The organism is Melittangium boletus DSM 14713 (genome assembly GCF_002305855.1).
Taxonomy (GTDB): Bacteria; Myxococcota; Myxococcia; order Myxococcales; family Myxococcaceae; genus Cystobacter; species Cystobacter boletus.
In genome coordinates this window covers 4,509,921-4,529,204 of the sequence record NZ_CP022163.1, presented here as the reverse complement: position 1 = coordinate 4,529,204, position 19,284 = coordinate 4,509,921, and the positions used below count along the sequence as shown (strand labels likewise).

Genomic DNA, 19,284 nt, shown 5'->3' with positions numbered 1-19,284 from the left:
CCAGGGGATGTGCGCGAACCGTCCAGACGAACGATCGCGCGCGGCTCCACAAAAGCGGTGCCCTGGGTGATGTCGGACCCACGACGTCCCATGCGCTCGTCCCTACGTGCCAGGAGGAGTGCCCTGTCTTCATGGAAACCGGTTCTCGCGCCGCTGCTCATGGCCGCGCTCGTGGGCTGTGGCTCGGTGAACGAGTCCATCCCTTCCGACGGCGCCGCCGGGGTGTACGACATCGACGCGGCGGCCTCCGTCGAGGAGCTCTACCTCGACATGGTGCGCCTGCATTCGGCGGGGCTGCTGTCGGCCTCCCGCCTGGAGTCGCTCCACCAGTCCCTGGACGAAGTCGACTCCCGCCATGAGGACGGCAGCGAGGAACACCACGCACAACAGCGTGTCGTTCTCGCTTCCTCTCTCCGCCGCGCGCTTCACGAGTTGCGCCAGGGAGAAAACGCCGGGGTGGCGGAGGCCTGGTACGAAGGCCGCGCCTACGCTCGGAAGTTGAACCGCGCCGGAGTGCGCGAAGCGGAGCATTACGCCAAGAACACCCTGCTCATCGCCGGCATGATGGGGGTGCCTACCGGAAAGGAGGACCTCGTCCTCCTGGTGGCCCTTCCCGTCGGCGGCTACGTCGTGGTGAAGGTGGGGGGCATTGCGATTCACCGCGCCGCCTTCCTGCTGCGCAAGCTGCGCTCCGTGGACGACGTCCTGGAGCACGTGAAGCCCTGGGGCCTCCACGCGCGCTACGCCGCCAACGACGCCGAGTTGCGGCGGGTAGCGGGTAACGAGGCAGCGGATGCCGCGCTCCGCACCCAAGCCCACATCGGCGCGCCTCGGGAGGGGCAACGCCCAGGCAGGGAGAACGTCTGGAACCCCTCCGACCGGAACGACAACTGCACAGCGTGTGTCGCGACCATCATCCGCAACAGTCTGGAGGGCTACTTCAAGTACTCGGCGGACGAGATGGAGCGGCTGTTCGGGTACGCTGGACGAGAACGCCAATTCAACGTGGATGCATCCTTGCGGTATATCGAGAAGGCGACCGGCCTGAAGGCAACGTCCAAGCCCGTGACGATGCTCGGAGGGGCCCCTGTTGGCCATTACGCCATCTTCACTCGCTGGAGTGATGGCGGGTACAGGCACGTCGTCTACGGCCGGGTAACGCCTACAGGCCGCGTTGTCATCTTCGATCCGCAGACCCTGGAGCACATGACCTATCAGCAAATGCAGCAGAGGGACGGCGCCATGGCAAGACCATTTCGGCTGGAGGCCGCGGAATGAGTAACGAGCAATACTTCTGCGATTACTGTGGCTACAACTCCGATAGCAGAGAGCGCTGCACTCACTGTGGAAAATACATCGCCGACCTACACGACAATCCGCCTCAGTTCATCCCGCCTCTCTGGGGAAAATTGATCCTGCGCCTCCACGATGGGACGGAAGCGAAACAAATCTGGACGGAACTGGCCGAGATCTGGCGAGCAAAGGTGGAAGTCACCAGACCTCACAAACCCAGCCAATTGGAACAGTTCCACACGAGCGCGAGCACCGTGGAATTGTACGGAGCCGACTACATGGCCAGCATCATGCGTGAAGCATTGGGGGCACGCGGCTCCGTCGAATTCCAGGAACTCCCCCATGAGCAGATGCCTCACCGGCCGAAATCTCAACTGCCTCGCCCTCCCACCGTCCCCCGCAACAAGCGCTAAACCTTCGTATGCCTCTACACGTCAGGATCTTCCTCTCGGCGTTGCTCCTGTTCCTGTCCGCCTGCAAGAAGTCCCCGCCCCGAGATCCATCCACCCTGCCTCCCGTGGACTGCACGGACAACCTTGACTGCTTCATGGCCCGGGCTCGCGTATGTGCCCCGGCGTCCATCCTCCACCGGGAGCAAGTCGAGGTTTCTGGTGCTTCGGTCCACACGGTGACGCGCCACGAAGTGGTTGGTCGTGTCCAGGGCAGGTGCCATCTGCGACTCACCCGAGTGGAGCCGCCACCTCCACCCATCCGCGAGGTGAAGGATCCATTCCTTCCAGACGCGGAGCCCGTGGAGGAGCCCAGCGCCGAGCAAATGGCACTCGATGAGCGCAGCCCTCCCCGGCGGCAATGCCTCTATCACGAGGATCAGCTCACCGAGGCCGTGCGCAGGCTCTCCGATGGGCTCCCCACCCCCGAGGATCTCGAGCCCTGCTATCCCGGAGACGGACGTTGCGGCCCGGTGCCACTGCTCTCCCCGCCTTGTGCGCTCGGCGACTGCCTGCTGGGGCGCTGGACCTACTCGTGTGAGGCACGCGGTGGCCGGGAGATCTACGCGTGCGAGGGAACCCGCCTGTCGGATGCGAGTCCGCCCGATGCGGGCTGTGCCTCGTGGTGCGGCGCCGATGGCCGGGAGCAGTTGGACTGCCGGAAACGACTGGAGACAACTGAGTGAGTGCAGAGCAATACTTCTGCGAATATTGCGGCTACAACTCCGAGAGCCGAGAGCGCTGCACCCATTGTGGGAAAGAGATTTCCGATCTCTTCGACAACCCCCCTGGCTTCCGGGTCCCTGTTACGGGGAAGCTCACGCTTCGGCTCCATGCCGATACGGCGGTGGATCAAGCCTGGAAAGACGCCGCGGACGTCTGGAAGACCGAGGAGGAAACCCAGCCCGCCTGGGGGATTCCCAGTCAGCTGGAGCGGTTCGTCACGTCCTCCCTCACAGTGGAGGTGTACGGGATGGACTACATGGAGAGCGCCTTGCGCAAGGCCCTGGGCGAGCGCGGCACCGTCTCGTTCCAGGAAATCCCCCATGAGGCGTGGCCCTTCCGGCGACCCAAGTACCAATTGCCCCGCCCTCCCACCGTCCCCCGCAACAAGCGCTGAGCCCTCGCGCGCCCCACCGCTCAGGGCGCGATGTCGTCGAAGGAGCGCGCCACCGGGTGGGGCCCCGGGTCCACGGAGGGACCCTCGCCCCGCATGACACAGCAGGTGCGCAGCCCCGAGGCCGCCGCCGCGTCCAACTCCGCCCTCACATCCGACAGGAACAGGATGTCCCCACCGGGCAGCCCCAGCTCCCGGGCAATGCCCTCATAAGAGGCCGGCTCCTTCTTGCCCCCCATGCCGGTGTCGAAATAGCCGCGGAACAGCGGCGTCAGGTCTCCGAAGGGCGTGTGGCTGAAGAGCAGCATCTGCGCGTGCACCGAGCCCGAGGAGTACACGTACAGGCGCAGTCCCCGCGCGTTCCACTCGCGCAGGCACCGCGCGGCGTCCTCGTAGACGTGACCCTGGAAGTGGCCCTGGCGGTAGCCCTCCTCCCACAACAGGCCCTGCAATCCCTTGAGAGGACCCACCTTGCGGTCCTCGTCCATCCAGCGCAGCAACACCTCCACCAGCCCCGTGTCGTCCAGGCCACCTCCCGCCATCTGCCGCGCTGCCTCCAACAGCCGGCGCACCTGGAGATCCTGACCATGCGCCCGCACGAAGGCGGGCAGGTGCCTCGCCGCGTAGGGAAAAAGCACCTCGTGCACGAAGGACAGACTGGAGGTGGTGCCCTCGATGTCGGTGACGATGGCCTGGGGCATGCGGCTCACTCGAAGCGCGGGAAGCGCCCGGCGATGTCGTTGCCCGTCGCCTTCGCCACCCAGCCCGCCGTGTCCGTGAACAGGCGGATGACGGTGAAGCGCGGCTGGGGGCCCATGTCGAACCAGTGCGGCGTCCCATCCGGCACGCTCAAGAGGTCTCCCTTCTCGCACAGCACGAAGAAGACGCGCCCCGCCGTGTGGATGCTGAAGAGGCCCTGGCCCTCCACGAAGAAGCGCACCTCGTCCTCGCTGTGGGTGTGCTCGTGCAGGAACTTCGCCCGCGCCGCCTCCTTCTGGGGGTTGTCCGGCAGCATGGAGAGCACGTCCGCCGATCGCAGACCCCGCTCCTTCATCAGCCGCTCCACCGAGTCCTGGTAGGCCGTGAGCACCTCTTCCTGACTCGCTCCCGGCGCCAGCGGACGGCGCGCCTCCCAGCGCTCGAAGCGGATGCCCACCGCGTCCAGCTCACGCTGGATGGCGTCGAAATCCCGGGTGTGCACCAGCGCCCGGCTCGCGTCCCCCTCGTCGAAAACCCTCAGCTCGCTCATCTGCTCAACCTCCTCATCTCCAGTTCGCACGCGAACAGGAACTCGAACGCCTCCACATGCCGCCGCGCCTCCTCCACCGTCCGCCCCCAGGTGTACAGGCCATGGCCCTCGATGAGGAAGCCAGGCGTGCCTGGCCGGTCGCCGAGAAAGCGCTCCACCCGCTGGGCGAGCCGGGGGATGTCCTGGTCATTGCCGAAGACGGGCACCTCCAGGCGCGCCGTGTGCGACACCACGCCCGGCAGCGCCTTGAGCACTTCATACCCCTCGAGCACCACCCCGCCGGGACTCAGCCGCGAGAGCACCGTGGCGGGCAGTGAGTGCGTGTGCAGCACCGCCCCGATGCCCGCCTCGCGCCGGTAGAGCAGCAGGTGCAGCGCCGTCTCCGCGGACGGCTTGCGGTCCGGGGTGAACAGCGCGTTGTCCAGGCCCACCACCAGGAACCCGTCCGCGTCCAGCTCGCCCTTGTGGCGCCCCGAGGCGGTGATGAGCACGCGGCGCTCGTCCAGCCGGGCCGAGAAGTTACCGGCGGTGGCCGGCACCCAGCCCCGCTCGAAGAAGAAGCGTCCCGCGCGGGCCAGCTCCCCGGCTCGGACATCCACGTCCCGCGTGCGGTCCATGGCCAGGCACTCTACACGGTCCGTCCCGGGTGCGCCGCCTCGCGCGACGCGCCAGGCGCCGTCCCCAGAGCGGCCCCGAGGCTGTCGCGCAGGCCCGCGACGATCTCGAAGGAGCGCAGGCGGGCGGCATGGTCATAGATTTGAGCCGTCACCATCAGCTCGTCCGCGCCGGTGCGCCGCAGGAAGCCCTCCAGCCCCTGGCGCACGGTGTCCGGCGCGCCGACGAACGAGCAGGACATCATGTGCTCGAGCCGCGCCCGGTCCAGCTCCGTCCAGCGCCCCTCCATGCTGTCCACGGGCGGCTGCAGGAGCCCCGGCGTGCCGCGCATCAGGTTGACGAACTGCTGCTGCAACGAGGTGAAGAGGCGCCGGGCCTCGGCGTCCGTGTCGGCGGCGAAGACGTTGACGCCGAGCATGACGTAGGGCCGGGCCAGCGCCTCCGAGGGCCGGAACTGGCTCCGGTAGAGGTCGATCGCCGAGCGCATGTGGTCCGGCGCGAAGTGCGAGGCGAAGGCGAAGGGCAGGCCGAGCGCGGCGGCGAGCTGGGCGCTGAAGAGGCTCGAGCCCAACAGCCAGATGGGAACGTCCAGGCCCGCGCCGGGCACCGCGCGCACCGCCTGGCCGGGCACCGCCGGACGGAAATAGGACTGCAACTCGAGCACGTCTTCCGGGAAGGAATCCGGGCCGCCCATCAGGGTCCGGCGCAGCGCCTGGGCCGTGCGTTGATCCGTGCCCGGCGCCCGCCCGAGCCCCAGGTCGATGCGGCCCGGGTAGAGCGAGGCGAGCGTGCCGAACTGCTCGGCGATGACCAGCGGCGCGTGGTTGGGCAACATGATGCCGCCCGAGCCCACGCGGATGGTCGAGGTGCCCCCCGCCACGTGGCCAATCACCACCGCCGTCGCCGCGCTGGCGATGCCCGTCATGTTGTGGTGTTCGGCCAGCCAGTAGCGGTGGTAGCCCCAGCGCTCGGCGTGGCGCGCCAGGTCCAGCGTGTTGCGAAAGGCCGTCGAGGCGTCGGCGCCCTGGGTGATGGGAGAGAGATCGAGGACCGAGAGAAGGGGCATGGCGAATCCTGGGAGCGCGTACCGTGCGAGCCCCTTGCCTAACGGTCCCCGGTGCGCCGGGCAACGACATCCCGCCCGCCGGACGGGCGTTCAGTCGCGGCGTTTGAGTTCGCGGGCCACCACCTCGCAGCCGGGCGCGTAGGAGCCCCGGATGGCCTCCAGCGCACGCGCCAGCGTCACCTCGGCGATGCGCTCGTGCTGCTGGGGCAGCGAGTTGACCTTCACCGGCAGGAAGTCGAGCAGGCGGTCGTCTCCGAACGTCGCCATGCGCAACGTCCGGGGCAGTCCCCCGGGCTGCTCCAGCAGCACATCGAGCACTCCCTGCATGAGCGTGAACGAACTCGTGACGAGCGCGTCCGGCAGACCATGGGCACCCAACAGCTCGCGCATCATGCGCGCCCCTGTCTCCCGATCGTACCGGGGCCCGGACAGCTCGTGCACGTGCGCGACCCGCCCCTGGACGGCGCGCCGGAAGCCCTCGCGCCGCTCGTGGGTCACCCCCACCGAGGCCACCGCGTCCAGCCACGCCACCCGCTGGGTCTTCTCATCGAGCACCGAGCGCGTGAGCACCTCGGCGGACGGAGCGTTGTCGCTCACCACGCAGACGAACCGCGAGGGATCCAAGGCGCGGTCCACCGCCACCACCGGCAGGCCGGACGTCATCAGCCCCGCGTAGAAAGGATCCTCCGCGGGCAGGGCGCTCGCCACGATGAGCGCGTCACAGCGCCGCGCGCGCAACATCAACGCGAGCTCGCGCTCCGTGGCGGGATCGTCCTCGGAGCCGACGATGAGCAGTTGGTAGCCCTCGCGCCGGGCACCGCGCTCGAACAGCTTGGCCAGCCGCGCGTAGCTGGCGTTCTCCAGGTCCGGCACGATGAGCCCGAGCGTGCGGCTGGCGCCCCGCCGCAACGCCGCCGCCTGCGCGTCGATGCGGAAGTTGTGGTGCTCCACCACCGCCATGACGCGCGCCGCGGTCTGCGCGCTGATGCGCCGCGCCTCGGCCTGCCCATTGAGCACATAGCTGGCCGTGGTCCTCGAAACCCCCGCCAGGCGGGCGATATCCGTCAGTGTCATCGAGACGTCCTCACTTCGGTCACCCTCATCGGGCTCGCCATCGGACCGGAAATTCGGGGTGGCATTCGACTATTAAACCCCATAGGTGACACGATTCAGCCCAATGATTATAAGAGTGGCACAAGGAGACCTCGACTGATGCTAATGCTGACCCGAGAGGATGTCCGTCTGGGTTGCCAGGCCGCTGACTGGAGAGGCGCGCTGGCACAAGCCGCCCAGTCCCTCGTCGAGGCGGGCCGAGTGTCGCCGGAGTACGGCGAGGGGTTGCTCGCCCGGGAGGCCCAGTCGTCCACGTATCTGGGCAAGGGAATCGCCATTCCTCATGGTACCCCGGACAGCCGACGATTCGTGCGGGCCACGGGCGTGCGGGTGTTGCAATTCCCCCAAGGCGTCTCCTGGCATGACGGCTCGCGCGTCAACTTGCTGGTGACGATCGCCGCGCAGTCCGATGAGCACCTGGACATCCTGCGCCAGCTCACCCACGTGCTCGAGCGCGAGGGCGTGGCCGAATCCCTCGCGGGCGCCACGAGCCCCGAGGAGATCATCGCCGCGCTCTCCCGCCTGCCGGTGACGGCGCGGCTCGACGCGGACACGCTCTGCCTGGGCCTGCCCGCGAAGGATCGGCTGGAGCTGGCGCTCTCGGCCGCGGCGAGACTGCGCCACGTGGGCTGCGTGGACGCGGGCTTCGTCGCCGCCATCGCCGGCCAGCAGCCGGTGCCGCTGGGCCAGGGGCTGTGGCTCGTGTTCGGCACCACGGGCGTCTTCACCCCGGCGCTCGCGCTGGCCACCCCGGACAAGCGCCTGCACGACGAGGGCGGAGACGTCACGGGAGTCTTCTGCCTGGCCGCCCAGGGAGACGCACACCGGCCCCTGCTCGATCGGCTGGATGGCCTCATCGCCCGGGGGGATGGCACGAAGCTCCACGGCCTGCCCGCCGAGCAAGTCCTGTCCCGGCTGGCGGGTGAATCGGCCAGGGCGGAGACGGCCCGGGTGCGGCTGCTCAACGCCCATGGTCTGCACGCGCGTCCCGCCGGAGTCCTGGTGCAGACGGCCCGGCAACAGTCCCTGCCCGTGCGCGTCCGCCTCCTGGAGGGCAGCACCGAGGCGGTCTCCGTCACCAGCCTGAGCAAGGTGCTCGGCCTGGGAGCCCGGCGCGGCCAGACGCTGGTGTTCTCCGCCGAGGGAGAAGGCGCCGCGAAGGCCGTGTCGGCGCTCGTCGAGGCGGTGCGCGGGGGCCTCGGCGAGCCCGTGACGCCCCTGGACGAGGCCCACGAAGTCTCCGCTCCACGCCCCCTCCCCGTGGTGCCCAAGGCGCCCCCGGCGCCGCCTCCCGCCGACGAGCCCCTGACGGCCGTCCCCGCCGCGCCCGGCCTCGCCATCGCTCCCGCCTACGTGGTGCGCCCTCTCGAGTTCCATTACCCCGAGCGCGCCCACGACGCCGCCCGCGAGCGCTCGCGCCTGGAGAACGCGCTGCTCGGCGCCCGGCAGCAGCTCGGCGCGCTGGTGCAGCGCACCGTGGGCGGCGAGGTCGCTCAAATCCTCGCCATCCACCTGGAGATGGTGGAGGACCCGGCCCTGCGCGACTCCGCGGCGGAGGCCATCGGCGAGGGCGCGTCGGCCGAGGCGGGCTGGTGGCGCGCCATCGAGACCGCCGCGCGCGCCCAGGAATCCCTCGCGGACCGGCTCCTCGCCGAGCGCGCCGCGGACCTGCGCGACGTGGGCCGCCGCGTGCTCGGACTGCTGTGCGGCGTGGAGATGCCCACGCCCCCCGAGCACCCCTACATCCTCGTGGCCGAGGACGTGGGCCCCTCCGACGTGGCCCGGCTGGACACGGCCAAGGTGCGGGGAATCGTCACCGTGCGAGGCGGAGCCACCTCGCACAGCGCCATCCTCGCCCGGGCGCTCGGCATCGCCTCCGTGGCGGGCGCGGGCGAGCGCGTCATGGCCCTCACCTCCGGCGTGGAGCTCATCGTGGACGGAGAGCTGGGCCGGCTCGTCGCCGCGCCGAGCACCGCGCGCCGTCAGCGCACCGAGCGGCGCATCGCGGAGCAGGAGACCCTGCGCCAGGCGGCTCACGGCCGGCGTCACGAGGAAGCGCGCACCCAGGATGGGCACCGCGTGGAGGTCGCCGCCAACCTGGGCAGCACCGCGCATGCCGCGGACGCGGTGGAGCGCGGCGCCGAGGGCGTGGGCCTGCTGCGCACCGAGTTCGTCTTCATGGCCCACCCCCAGGAGCCGGACCTGGCCACGCAGATCGCCGAGTACAGCAAGGCCTTCGACGCGCTCGGGGGCCGTCCGCTCGTGGCGCGCACGCTCGATGTCGGAGGCGACAAGCCCCTGGCCTACTGGCCCATGCCCCAGGAGGACAATCCGTTCCTCGGGGTGCGCGGCATCCGCCTGACACTCACCCGGCCCGAGGTGCTCGAAACGCAACTGCGCGCCCTGTTGACCGCGGCGGGCACACGCCCCGTCCGCATCATGTTCCCCATGGTGAAGGACATCGAGGAGTTCCGCGCGGGCAAGGCCCTCTTCGACCGGGTACAGGCCCAGGTGAAGGCCGCCGACGTGCAGCTCGGCGTGATGATCGAAGTACCCTCCTGCGCCCTGCTGGCCCCCTCGCTCGCGAAGGAAGCCGACTTCTTCTCCATCGGAACCAATGACCTCACCCAGTACACACTCGCCATCGATCGCGGCCACCCGCAGCTGTCCGCTCAGTCCGACGCCCTCCACCCCAGCGTGCTCCACCTCATCCGCCTCACCGTCGAGGCCGCCCATGCCGAGGGCCGCTGGGTGGGCGTGTGCGGAGAACTCGGCTCGGATCCCCAGGCCATCCCCGTGCTCGTGGGCCTGGGCGTGGACGAGCTGTCCGTGAGCAGCCGCCGCGTCCCCCTCGTCAAGGCCCGCATCCGCGAGCTGACCCTGCCGCGCGCCCGGGAACTGGCCGCGCTCGCCCTGAAACAGCCCACCGCCGCCGCGGTGCGCGAAGCCCTGGAGACCGCCTGAATGGCCCGCGTGCTCACCCTGACCCTCAACCCCGCCCTGGACCTGGCCATCCGCACCGGGCCCCTGCGGCTGGGCGAGGTCAACCGCACCCAGAGCACCCGGCTCGACGCCGCGGGCAAGGGCATCAACGTGGCGCGCGTGCTCGCCCGGCTGGGACATGACGTCACCGTGTCCGGCCTGCTCGGCGAGGACAACGAGACCGCCTTCGTGCGCGCCTTCGCCACCTGCGGCCTGGGGGACGCCTTCATCCGCATCCCCGGCGAGACGCGCATCAACGCGAAGCTCTCCGAGCCCGATGGCCGCGTGACGGACCTCAACGGGCCGGGCCCCCGCGTCCCCCCCGCCGCGCTGGAGGCCCTGTTCGAGCGCCTGGAGTCCCTGCTGCCCGGGCTCGACGCGGTGGCCATCTCCGGCAGCCTGCCGCCGGGCGTCACCCCGTCCATGCTCGCCGAGCTCATCACCCGCGTCCGCGCGCGGCAGGTGCCCGTCTGGCTCGACACGAGCGACGCGGCGCTGGTGGCGGGAATCGCCGCGCGGCCCACCGGCGTCAAACCCAACGACATCGAGCTGGCCGAGTGGGCGGGCCATCCGCTCGACACCCCCGAGGCCCAGCTCCGGGCGGCCCTGCGGCTCAACGCCGAGGGCATCGACGACGTGCTCCTGTCGCTCGGCGCGGAAGGCGTGCTCTGGGCGTCGCGCGGCGAGGCCCTGGCCGCGACGCCGCCCCGGGTCTCCGTCATGAGCACCGTGGGCGCGGGGGACACGCTGCTCGCGGGCACGCTGCACGGCGTGCTCTCCGGCTGGACGCGCGAGCGCGGCCTGGGCTTCGCCACGGCGCTCGCCGCCGAGTCCGTGCGGCACATCGGCGTGGGCGAGCCGGATGCTCCCGACTTCGAGCAACTGCTGCGCGCCACCCACGTTCGCGACCTGAGCACGGATCCACACACCGGGGAGACCCACCCATGAACGTCATTCTCATCACCGCCTGTCCGAGCGGCGTGGCCACGACGTTCCTGGCGGCCCGGGGACTCGAGCGCGCCGCGGCCCAGCGCGGCTGGACGGCCTCCGTGGAGATGCACGGCCAGCTCGCGCCCTTCAAGCCCGTGGACGCGGCCACGATCGACGCGGCCTCGCTCGTCGTCGTCGCGGCGAGCGCCCCCGTGGACCTCTCGCGCTTCGCGGGCAAGCGGCTCTACCAGGCCCCCATCTCCGAGGCCCTGCCCGACCCGGCCGCGTTCCTCGCGCGCGCCGAGGCCCAGGCCCGCCTCCACGGCCCGGCCTCGAGCCCCACCCCGGCCCTGGCCGGCGCGCCCGTGGAGCCCAAGTCCACGGCCGGAGGCACGCCCCGCGTCGTCGCCGTCACCGCCTGTCCCACCGGCGTGGCCCATACCTTCATGGCGGCCGAGGCCCTGACCCAGGCTGGCAAGGCGCTCGGCTATCCCCTGCGCGTGGAGACGCAGGGCTCGGTGGGCGCGCAGGACGCGCTGACCCCCGAGGAGATCCGCGCGGCGGACGTGGTCATCCTCGCGTGTGACATCGAGGTGAACACCTCGCGCTTCGTGGGCAAGCGCGTGTTCCGCACCTCCACGGGCGCCGCGCTGAAGAAGTCCCAGGCCACCCTGCGCGAGGCGCTGGACAAGGCCCAGGTCCTGGAAGGCGCCCAGGGCAGCGCGCCCGCGGCGGCCCCGGCGGAGAAGGGCGGCGCGGCGGGCCTCTACAAACACCTGCTCACGGGCGTGTCGTTCATGCTGCCCATGGTGGTGGCGGGCGGCCTGAGCATCGCGCTGTCCTACGTGTTCGGCCTCGAGGCCTTCGAGGACAAGGGCTCACTCGCGGCGGCGCTGATGGAGATTGGCAACGGCGCGGCGTTCAAGCTGATGGTGCCGCTGCTCGCGGGCTACATCGCCTACTCCATCGCGGACCGGCCCGGCATCGCGCCCGGCATGGTGGGCGGCTATCTGGCGAGCACGCTGGGCGCGGGCTTCCTCGGCGGCATCATCGCGGGCTTCCTCGCGGGCTACATGGCCCAGTCCTTGAGCCGCTACGTCAAGCTGCCCCCCAGCATGGAAGCGCTCAAACCCATCCTCATCATCCCGCTCGCGGGCACGCTGATCACGGGACTGGTGATGATCTACGTGGTGGGCACGCCCGTGGCGGCGCTCATGTCCTCGCTCACCACGTTCCTCAAGACGATGGGCACCGGCAACGCGCTGCTTCTGGGAGCGGTGCTCGGCGCGATGATGTGCTTCGACCTGGGAGGCCCCATCAACAAGGCGGCATATGCCTTTGGCGTGGGCCTGCTGTCCGAGAGCACCTACGGGCCCATGGCGGCCATCATGGCGGCGGGCATGGTGCCGCCCATCGGCATGGGCATCGCGAGCGTGCTGGCGCGCAACAAGTTCTCCAAGCCGGAGCGGGAGGCGGGCAAGGCGGCCATGGTGCTCGGCCTGTGCTTCATCTCCGAGGGCGCCATTCCGTTCATGGCCAAGGACCCGTTGCGCGTGATTCCCACGAGCCTGCTCGGGGGAACGCTCACGGGTGCCCTGTCCATGTACTTCGGCGTGCAGCTCATGGCGCCGCACGGCGGCCTGTTCGTGCTGCTCATCCCCCACGCGGTGAACCACGTGCTCGCGTACCTGTTCGCCATTTCCGTGGGCTCGCTCGTCACGGGCGTGGCCTACGCGCTGGTGAAGACGGGCAAGGTGGAGCTGCCGGGGGCCTCTGCGCCCACCCAGGGCAAGGGCTGGAGCAAAGGCGCGACGGTCGGGTAGGAACGAGGCCTCACGAATCGAACGAAGGCTTCGTCAGGCCACATCTCTCCGCCATCCGCAGGGCCAGGGCCTCGAAGTCGTCCCGGCATTGGTGAACCAGCTGGGTGTAACTCCCCATCGCCCCCGTCGACGGCGACAAATCGAACATGGGTTTCCGCGCATCCCAGGCCATGGACATCAGGCTGTAGTAGTTGCGCAGAAGCGACAGACAGTTCGGGTCCTCGTCCACGGAGCGGGCCGTCGACGATTCGCCCAGGACGTCCTCCGCGTAGCTGGAAGGAACCCGGCCAAGGACTTGAGCGTGGGAGCGATGCGGACGCCCACCGTAGACATTGGTTCGAACCATGATGTACCCGACTGGGGACATGCTTCCATCGGGGACATCCGTTTGGAGTTCCTGAGCGGACTCACGTAACTGACGCCATTCCTCGCGCCACTCCCTCAGTGTCGGGCCGAGGACCCGAAGACCCAGTAACGAAAGGGTATCCACGGCGAGAGGAAGAACCAGGAAATCCGCGGCGAGCAGCGCCGTGCGATTGAGTGCTCCCAGTCCCGAGCCCAAATCAAGCAGGGCCACCGCGCTCTTCGTGGAGGCACCAGCCATTCTCACGACCTGCGCGAAGCTGGAGAGGATCTTGAGCGCGAGACGATTCCCCGTGCGGGCATTCACCCAGGCGTTCGCCAGGATTCCCTCCAGGCGCCAGAGAGCGGGGTCACCCGCCAGGCCCCACAGGGAATCCGAAAGAGGAGTGGGCTCGGGCAACGCGAGTTCATCCGAACCGCGCAGCAGCGGAGCGACACAAGAGAAAACCGTCCCCCGCCCTTTTTCCCACGCTGCCTCGAGCTGAGTCTCCTCGAAGAACATGGATGACAAGGCCGCTTGCGGATCCAGATCCACCGCGAGCGTCGGGTAGCCGATGCGCGGCAGCATGTGCGCCAGATGATAGACAAGGGTCGTCTTCCCAACGCCCCCCTTCGAACTCACGAAAGCAATCGTCTTCACCGTGAGGCCCTGAGTGTCACCAGCATGTGGGTCGGCTCGATGGCGAACTCCGCGGGAGGGTTGTTGTTCGCGGCCAAGGCGGCTTCAGCCCGAGCGATCCCCACCCCGAAGCGCTCGACATAGCCGAGCACCTTCATGGCCTCTCCGAGCACGGGATTGCGATAGTCGCTCACGCGGCGGAAATTCTGCGGCGTCACCTGACCGTAGAGCCCTCCAGGGCTGTGGATCTCCACCTTGCCTTGAAACCAGTTGAGCCGGACAGGCGCGCTGGTGCCCTCGTAGTTGCGATGCAGCAGTGCATTGAGCACCAGTTCCCGGATGGCGATGAGCGGGTAATCTGGCTTGTCCTCGGCCACCAGTCCTGGACCCTGCACACGCGCCGTCCGGACTTGGAGTGGCAGGAGCGTGTCGAGTTGCGTCAGGGTGGTGAACAGATTGCCCTTCAGTTCCTTCTGATCCTGCACCCGGTCCGTCAGCGAATCCCCATCGAAACGGACGAACTGGACGTAGGCGCCCGGCACGAACTCGAGCGGATTCTTTCCAAACAGGAGGATCGCGGCATGCGTCGGCTCGCCCCGGCGGAGATCGAACAGCCGCAAAGCGGCGAGCTTTTCCTCCAGGCTCCGGTGATTTTCGGCGAGAACGCTCCGCGCGATGGCGCGGGGAAGGTAGTCGTTGAGGATGGTGTCCGTGAGGAGATCATCCAGCCGCCCGCCAGGACAGGCGCGCTGGTCGAACGTGCGCGCCTGGGCGATGCTTCGCTCGGACAGCCTGCGCTCCTCCTCCGCCGTGGCGGTGGCGCGACGCGGTCCAACTCGGACCCAGACCTGCCCCTTGAACCGCACGGGAGGAGCATCGGAGGGCTGAACCTCGACCACGGCCACGGGGCTTCCGCGCAGGTCGACCTTCTCCACGTGGAGGCGAGGGGGTGGGAGGATGTTTCCATCCGAGCGCATGTCCGCCAATGTCAGCAGGAGCTGGTCCGTCACGGGCTTCCCCACCGGCACGCCCGAGTCGTCCACGCCAATGAACAGGTAGCCTGGCAGCCCCGTGCCCGGCAGATCATTGGCGAAGGCGCAGATCGCCTGGCGTATCTTTTCCGGGTCGGTCAGCGCCTGTTTGCGCTCGACCCGGTGTGACTCCAGGTCCGCCAGCAAGCGTTCAAGTTCCTCGACCCTGAGCATCACGCCTCCTCACCTTGAGAACGACCATAGGGAGGCAATACCGGGGGGTCAACGATCCCGCCACCCCCACCACCGCACGAGCACGCATCCGAGCGTGAGTCCCAGGAGGGCGCCCGTCACCGTGGGCCAGAACGCCCACCACACCTGGGCCTCCAGCGCGCCCATGTCCTGGTAGTGGACCAGCCGCCACGCGAGCCCCATGCAGGCGCCCGCCACGAAGGGCACGAGCAGGCACAGGAAGTCCACTCGTGAGCCCCCCGGCACGGGCTCCAGGTGGCGATAGCGCCTCGCCATCATTCCGAGAACCACGAGCGAGCCAACTCCCGAGGAGAGGTGTTGGAAGACGCGGGCGAGCGGCAGCTCCCGGCTCCCCAGGGGCACGGTCACATCGCCGTAGAGTCCCCGGGCCGGCCACATCGTGCGGTGGGTGAAGCCGTCCCAAAGCACATGGGTGCAGATACCGAGCACTAGCGCCACCCCGACGGCCCCCCACGCGAGCACCGTCCGGGGCGGAGGGGACGCCACCGCGAAGCGGCCCCACTGCACGCCCCGCCACTCGGGCAGGGCCCGCCGCAGCGCGGGCAGGACGAGCCCTTCCAACACCCCCAGCACCCCAAGCCCCACGGGCACTCCGAACAGGAGGCAGTCCGGAAAGAGGTGGGCCAGGTACCTGCCTCGCAGCAGGTAGATATAGGAGAGGTCCGGCGTGCACGCGCCCACGACGAGCGCGGTGCGCGCCCAGCCGCTCGGGAAGTGGCGCCAGAAGGGCAGGATCGCGGCCGCGTGCGCGGGCAGGGTCACCGGCATGTCAGGCCGCGTCCGTCCGGGAGTCCTCGGCGGGCGCCTCGTCGGGCCGCCACGGCCACGCGAGCGGTGCGATGCGCGCGTAGAGCAGGAAGAGCGCGTCCCCCTCGGGGTGCTCCATGCACACGCGCGTGGCCTCTCGCAGCAGCGCTCCGGGCCCCAGCTTCCGCCCCGACTTGCGCGCCGCGTTCCGCAGCGACTCCGGCAGCGCCGCGAGGATGCCCTCCTTGGTCAGCCGCTCGTCGTTGGCCTCGGCGCACAGCTCCAGGTGCCGAGTGAGCTCCGAGCGCAGCCGCGCGTCGTGGCCGAAGACATACGTGCACAGTTGGAACAGCTCCGAGCCCGCCTCCGTCATGAGGTCCGACTGCTCGCGCGCGAAGCCCGGCTCACCCGCCGCGCGCCACAGGCAGTCCCAGCGCGCCTTGGCCGCGTACCGCGCGAACAGCGCCCGGGCCGTGAGGTAGCTCTGCATGGAGTCGTGGAAGAAGCGCACGTGCGTGGGCACCGGCCCGGGCCGGGCGTCCGCGGGGACCAACAGCCCCGCGTCCAGGAGCCGGCGCAGCTTCGCCTCGTCGGGGCTGTCGCGGAACACGAGCAGGCGATGGCGGTGCGCCCAGTAGCTGTCCAGGCACAGCGTCTCCGCGAACGCGAGCATCTCCGAGGTGGCCGCGTCGTCCGGGTCCGTCTTGAGCAGTCCCGCGAAGACGGCGCGGTAGAGGTTGATGACGCTGTCCACGCCCCCACCGCCAAAGCGCAGCGCCAGCCGCACGAGCAGGGGCACATAGGTGCCATCCGCCGCGCGCCCCCGGCAGATGTGCCGCAGCGCGCCCGAGAGTTCCGCGGGCTTGCCGTCCGGCCCTGGATACGCGGCCTGGAAGCTCACGAGCCCGTCCTCGTCCAGGCGCTTGGGCTCCACCGCCATCCAGCGCAGCGCGTGGGACATGGCCGTGCGGTAGGACTCGTTCGGCCGGGCCGACAGGAGCAACGGCGCGTGCAGGCCCATCTCCCGCTCCAGGTAGCGGCGCAGGGCCTCGGGCGACAGCTTCGACTCGGTGAGGCCGTCCAATACGAGGAAGAAGTCCCCGGACTCCAGCAGCGCGTCGCGCAGGGGCTCGGGCAGGCCCAGCTCGCGCAGCGCGTCCTTGGCGGCGGCCTCCAGGTCCTCCGCCGCCGGATCGATGAACACGGGCAGGGGCGAGGCGGGCCGCTCCACGAAGTGCGCGAGCGACAGCCGCACGAGCTGCCGGAGCAGGGCGCTCTTGCCCCGGCCGCCCGCGCACTGGATGAGCAGGTGGGCGCGCTCGTGGGTGAGCAGCAGGGCCAACTCCTTCGCGGTGCGCTCCGAGGCCGAGGGCGGCATGCCCGGCGCGGAGTGCTCGATGACGTGCGCGGACAGGTCCACGAACACCTCGCCGTTGGCCTGGGCCGAGGCCACGTCCACCCGGCGGAGCACCTGGCGCACATGGCCCGCGAAGAAGCGGCGGCGGAAGGCCGGCCAGCGCAGGAGCGGCGCGGCGGCCCAGGAGAACGGGTGCGTGAAGGCAAGCCGGCGGAACACGGCCGGAGACACGAGGCCCAGGCCCGCGCACAGCACCAGCTCGGCGGCCATCACGGCCACCACCGTGGGCAGGTGCACGCGCAGCCCGCCCAACAGCCCCAGGAGCTCGCCGCCGCCCAGGCCCACGAGCGACGCGGTGTAGGCCACCAGCGGCAACCACCTCCGGGACATGCCCGCGGGACGCAGGAGCAAGAGCGGCAGCACGAGCAGCAGCGTCACCGCGAGGCACGCGAGCGCCGTGCGCACCCACACCCGCTCGAGCAACGGCACGCCGAAGGGCACGTTCTGGAAGACGGCGGTGAGCCGGGTGCCGTTCTCCACCTCGTGCGACACCACGGCGCGGTAGCGCTGCTCGGCGTCGCCCGGCGGCTCCGTCCACTGGAAGAGAGGGCCCAGGGGGTCGGAGAAGCGCCGCACGCCCTGCCCCACCCGCTCGCCGCCCTCCGCGTACAGGTCGAGCCGCAGCGAGCGCCCCGCCGCCTCCGCCTCCGCGAGTCCGGGCCAGTCGAGCACCAGGGACTCCAGCGGCGTGCCCGCCTCGAGGCGGCCCGCCAGCGTCACCGCGCCGTCCATGCTCCGCTCGAGCCGCGCGCCTCCCGCGAAGCCCACCTCCACGCGCCGCACCTCCGCGGCCGGGCCGTAGACGTAGCCGCGCGGCGTGCCCGCGAGCCAGAAGCGCGCCGTGCCGGGAATGGGCAGCACCTCGCCCAGGCTCACGCCCTCGAGCACCGGAGTGAGCGTGAGTCCATCTGGCCCTCGCGTGAGCCGGTGCAGCCGAGTCCCCTCGTCCGAGAGCACCCATCCCCCGTGCTCGTCCCGCGCCTGGAGCCGGAGGGCCCGCAGGCCCGTGTCGATCGACGACGTCACGGTGATGTCCCGGCCCGACACCCCGAGCAGGAGGACCGTGCCCGAGCGCGTCACCGCCCACGCGCGCTCCGCCGAGACGGGCACGAGCCGTACGCCCCCGAGCGAGTCCGCGCTCCGCGCCACCACGTCCCCCTCTTCCCCGAGGAGGTACACGCGCTGCTCATCGCTCAGCCACACGTGCCCGTCCGGCGCGTACTCCAAGGTGTAACGGCCATGCACCTCCACGCCCGGCCCCACCTCCTGGCCCTCGGCGTCCGAGAGCAACAGCGAGGAGGAGGCCATGCTCGGCTCCGAGGGCCGCGCGAGCCAGAAGCGCTCCCCGCTCGGAGGGGAGTAGAGCCGCTGCACCTCGCCGGACATCGAGGCGGCGAGGCTTCGGACGCCCTCGCGTCCCACCCGGACGAGCTGCGTGCCCGTCTTGCCCGGCGTGCGCGTGAAGACCCAGGCGACGCCGGGCCTGGCGGTGGGGATGACTTCCTTCACGTCCCGGGAGCGCAGGGGCTTGGGGTTGAAGGGCGCGCGCGCGAGCAGATCCACCTGGTAGAGGCTCTGGTCCAGCACGAGCCAGCCCTGCCGGCCGTCTCCCACGGGGACCACCTGCCCCACGGTGGCGAGCGGCTGTCCGGACGCGGCGAGGGCCACCTCCCGCGTGCCCCCCGCCGCGTCGAACACCCAGAGCGAGCGCACGTCGAGCGTGGGGACGATCCACAGCCGCTCCCGGCCCTCGGAGGGCGCGAGCTGCATGTCATGGAAGGGCAGCGGCAACCGCTCGAGCGTGCCGCGATGGTCCACCGCGTACACGGTGCTCACCACCTTGCCGACCATGGGCGCGCGCTCCTGCACGTGCACCCAGGCGCGCTCGGGGTTGGCCGAGGGCACCACGTCCACCACCCACACGTCCTCGTCCCAGGGGCCCGCGCCCCCCAGGGACACGGAGGCGAGCTCGCGCCCATCCGAGTCCACGAGCCACAGTCCCGGGCGCTGCGGCGTCCAGACCCAGACATGGTCGCCATGCGCGCAGGGCGCCAGCCGGCTGCCCCGGGGAAACGGCCGCAACCAGTAGCCCTCGACGGACGCCTCGACGGAAGCCGGGGGCGCCTCGCTCCGCGCGTCCCCGGCGAGCACGAGCCACACGGCGCTCACGAGCAACGGGCCCAGGGCCGAGGAAGATTTCATGATGCCGCATCGTGCCACGGCGGGCGCGTCTTTCCACCCGCCGACAGTCGGGGCC

General features: G+C 70.3%; 16 protein-coding genes. 7 read left to right on the top strand and 9 right to left on the bottom strand.

Features of this window, described 5'->3' with window-relative positions:
- The first annotated feature begins 222 nt into the window (after positions 1–222).
- From MEBOL_RS19095 to MEBOL_RS41275, 4 genes are read left to right on the top strand one after another with little or no spacing between them, the layout of a single operon-like run.
- Positions 223–1,278 carry a hypothetical protein gene (locus MEBOL_RS19095; RefSeq protein WP_218920927.1) on the top strand — a complete coding sequence of 352 codons (1,056 nt, stop codon included), beginning with the start codon at positions 223–225 and terminating at the stop codon, positions 1,276–1,278.
- The gene (locus MEBOL_RS19090) at positions 1,275–1,706 is read left to right on the top strand and encodes a hypothetical protein (protein WP_095978786.1); all 432 of its coding nucleotides are present in this window, start codon (positions 1,275–1,277) and stop codon (positions 1,704–1,706) included. Before MEBOL_RS19095 ends, MEBOL_RS19090 begins: the two co-directional genes overlap by 4 nt.
- 8 nt (positions 1,707–1,714) lie before the next feature.
- Complete coding sequence (locus MEBOL_RS41280; RefSeq protein ID WP_157775245.1) at positions 1,715–2,428, top strand: hypothetical protein; 714 nt, start codon at positions 1,715–1,717, stop codon at positions 2,426–2,428.
- Positions 2,425–2,862 (top strand): hypothetical protein, encoded by a 438-nt coding sequence (locus MEBOL_RS41275; RefSeq protein ID WP_157775242.1) that lies wholly within the window; start codon positions 2,425–2,427, stop codon positions 2,860–2,862. Before MEBOL_RS41280 ends, MEBOL_RS41275 begins: the two co-directional genes overlap by 4 nt.
- A 20-nt stretch (positions 2,863–2,882) precedes the next feature.
- Here the strand turns inward: MEBOL_RS41275 and mtnC are convergent, their stop codons facing one another.
- From mtnC to cra, 5 genes are all read right to left on the bottom strand, one after another.
- Positions 2,883–3,560: an acireductone synthase gene (mtnC, locus tag MEBOL_RS19075; protein WP_095978783.1), complete on the bottom strand. Its 678-nt coding sequence runs from the start codon at positions 3,558–3,560 to the stop codon at positions 2,883–2,885.
- A 5-nt stretch (positions 3,561–3,565) separates the two neighbouring features.
- On the bottom strand, positions 3,566–4,108 hold the full coding sequence (locus tag MEBOL_RS19070; protein WP_095978782.1) for a 1,2-dihydroxy-3-keto-5-methylthiopentene dioxygenase: 543 nt from the start codon (positions 4,106–4,108) through the stop codon (positions 3,566–3,568).
- Positions 4,105–4,725, bottom strand: a complete 621-nt coding sequence (locus MEBOL_RS19065; RefSeq protein WP_095978781.1) for a methylthioribulose 1-phosphate dehydratase — start codon at positions 4,723–4,725, stop codon at positions 4,105–4,107. The genes MEBOL_RS19070 and MEBOL_RS19065 overlap by 4 nt, the downstream gene beginning before the upstream one ends.
- Before the next feature lie 11 nt (positions 4,726–4,736).
- Positions 4,737–5,789 (bottom strand): LLM class flavin-dependent oxidoreductase, encoded by a 1,053-nt coding sequence (locus MEBOL_RS19060; protein ID WP_095978780.1) that lies wholly within the window; start codon positions 5,787–5,789, stop codon positions 4,737–4,739.
- A gap of 90 nt (positions 5,790–5,879) precedes the next feature.
- Positions 5,880–6,863, bottom strand: a complete 984-nt coding sequence (gene cra / locus MEBOL_RS19055; RefSeq protein WP_095978779.1) for a catabolite repressor/activator — start codon at positions 6,861–6,863, stop codon at positions 5,880–5,882.
- Positions 6,864–7,001: 138 nt separating this feature from the next.
- Between cra and ptsP the strand changes: the two genes are divergently transcribed.
- The 3 genes from ptsP to MEBOL_RS19040 are packed head-to-tail and all read left to right on the top strand — an operon-like array spanning position 7,002 to position 12,637.
- Positions 7,002–9,866 (top strand): phosphoenolpyruvate--protein phosphotransferase, encoded by a 2,865-nt coding sequence (ptsP, locus tag MEBOL_RS19050; RefSeq protein ID WP_095978778.1) that lies wholly within the window; start codon positions 7,002–7,004, stop codon positions 9,864–9,866.
- Entirely contained in the window at positions 9,867–10,832 is a 966-nt protein-coding gene (gene pfkB, locus MEBOL_RS19045; RefSeq protein ID WP_095978777.1) for a 1-phosphofructokinase, read from the top strand.
- Positions 10,829–12,637: a PTS fructose-like transporter subunit IIB gene (locus tag MEBOL_RS19040; protein WP_095978776.1), complete on the top strand. Its 1,809-nt coding sequence runs from the start codon at positions 10,829–10,831 to the stop codon at positions 12,635–12,637. Before pfkB ends, MEBOL_RS19040 begins: the two co-directional genes overlap by 4 nt.
- A gap of 10 nt (positions 12,638–12,647) precedes the next feature.
- Here MEBOL_RS19040 and MEBOL_RS19035 read toward each other — a convergent pair whose 3' ends face one another.
- The 4 genes from MEBOL_RS19035 to MEBOL_RS19020 are packed head-to-tail and all read right to left on the bottom strand — an operon-like array spanning position 12,648 to position 19,229.
- Positions 12,648–13,640, bottom strand: a complete 993-nt coding sequence (locus MEBOL_RS19035; protein WP_095978775.1) for a ParA family protein — start codon at positions 13,638–13,640, stop codon at positions 12,648–12,650.
- Positions 13,637–14,824 carry an RNA-binding domain-containing protein gene (locus tag MEBOL_RS19030; RefSeq protein ID WP_095978774.1) on the bottom strand — a complete coding sequence of 396 codons (1,188 nt, stop codon included), beginning with the start codon at positions 14,822–14,824 and terminating at the stop codon, positions 13,637–13,639. Before MEBOL_RS19030 ends, MEBOL_RS19035 begins: the two co-directional genes overlap by 4 nt.
- 48 nt (positions 14,825–14,872) lie before the next feature.
- Positions 14,873–15,631 carry a DUF4184 family protein gene (locus MEBOL_RS19025; protein WP_095978773.1) on the bottom strand — a complete coding sequence of 253 codons (759 nt, stop codon included), beginning with the start codon at positions 15,629–15,631 and terminating at the stop codon, positions 14,873–14,875.
- A 1-nt stretch (position 15,632) separates the two neighbouring features.
- On the bottom strand, positions 15,633–19,229 hold the full coding sequence (locus tag MEBOL_RS19020; protein WP_157775239.1) for an NACHT domain-containing protein: 3,597 nt from the start codon (positions 19,227–19,229) through the stop codon (positions 15,633–15,635).
- Positions 19,230–19,284 lie beyond the last annotated feature (55 nt).

What these genes read in the sequence shown, in the direction of transcription:
- MEBOL_RS19020 (WP_157775239.1), bottom strand. Translation starts at nt 19,229, where the DNA reads ATGAAATCTTCCTCGGCCCTGGGCCCGTTGCTCGTGAGCGCCGTGTGG.
- mtnC (WP_095978783.1), bottom strand. Translation starts at nt 3,560, where the DNA reads ATGCCCCAGGCCATCGTCACCGACATCGAGGGCACCACCTCCAGTCTG.
- MEBOL_RS19040 (WP_095978776.1), top strand. Translation starts at nt 10,829, where the DNA reads ATGAACGTCATTCTCATCACCGCCTGTCCGAGCGGCGTGGCCACGACG.
- pfkB (WP_095978777.1), top strand. Translation starts at nt 9,867, where the DNA reads ATGGCCCGCGTGCTCACCCTGACCCTCAACCCCGCCCTGGACCTGGCC.
- MEBOL_RS19030 (WP_095978774.1), bottom strand. Translation starts at nt 14,824, where the DNA reads ATGCTCAGGGTCGAGGAACTTGAACGCTTGCTGGCGGACCTGGAGTCA.
- MEBOL_RS41280 (WP_157775245.1), top strand. Translation starts at nt 1,715, where the DNA reads ATGCCTCTACACGTCAGGATCTTCCTCTCGGCGTTGCTCCTGTTCCTG.
- MEBOL_RS19065 (WP_095978781.1), bottom strand. Translation starts at nt 4,725, where the DNA reads ATGGACCGCACGCGGGACGTGGATGTCCGAGCCGGGGAGCTGGCCCGC.
- MEBOL_RS19025 (WP_095978773.1), bottom strand. Translation starts at nt 15,631, where the DNA reads ATGCCGGTGACCCTGCCCGCGCACGCGGCCGCGATCCTGCCCTTCTGG.
- MEBOL_RS19090 (WP_095978786.1), top strand. Translation starts at nt 1,275, where the DNA reads ATGAGTAACGAGCAATACTTCTGCGATTACTGTGGCTACAACTCCGAT.
- ptsP (WP_095978778.1), top strand. Translation starts at nt 7,002, where the DNA reads ATGCTAATGCTGACCCGAGAGGATGTCCGTCTGGGTTGCCAGGCCGCT.
- cra (WP_095978779.1), bottom strand. Translation starts at nt 6,863, where the DNA reads ATGACACTGACGGATATCGCCCGCCTGGCGGGGGTTTCGAGGACCACG.
- MEBOL_RS19070 (WP_095978782.1), bottom strand. Translation starts at nt 4,108, where the DNA reads ATGAGCGAGCTGAGGGTTTTCGACGAGGGGGACGCGAGCCGGGCGCTG.
- MEBOL_RS19060 (WP_095978780.1), bottom strand. Translation starts at nt 5,789, where the DNA reads ATGCCCCTTCTCTCGGTCCTCGATCTCTCTCCCATCACCCAGGGCGCC.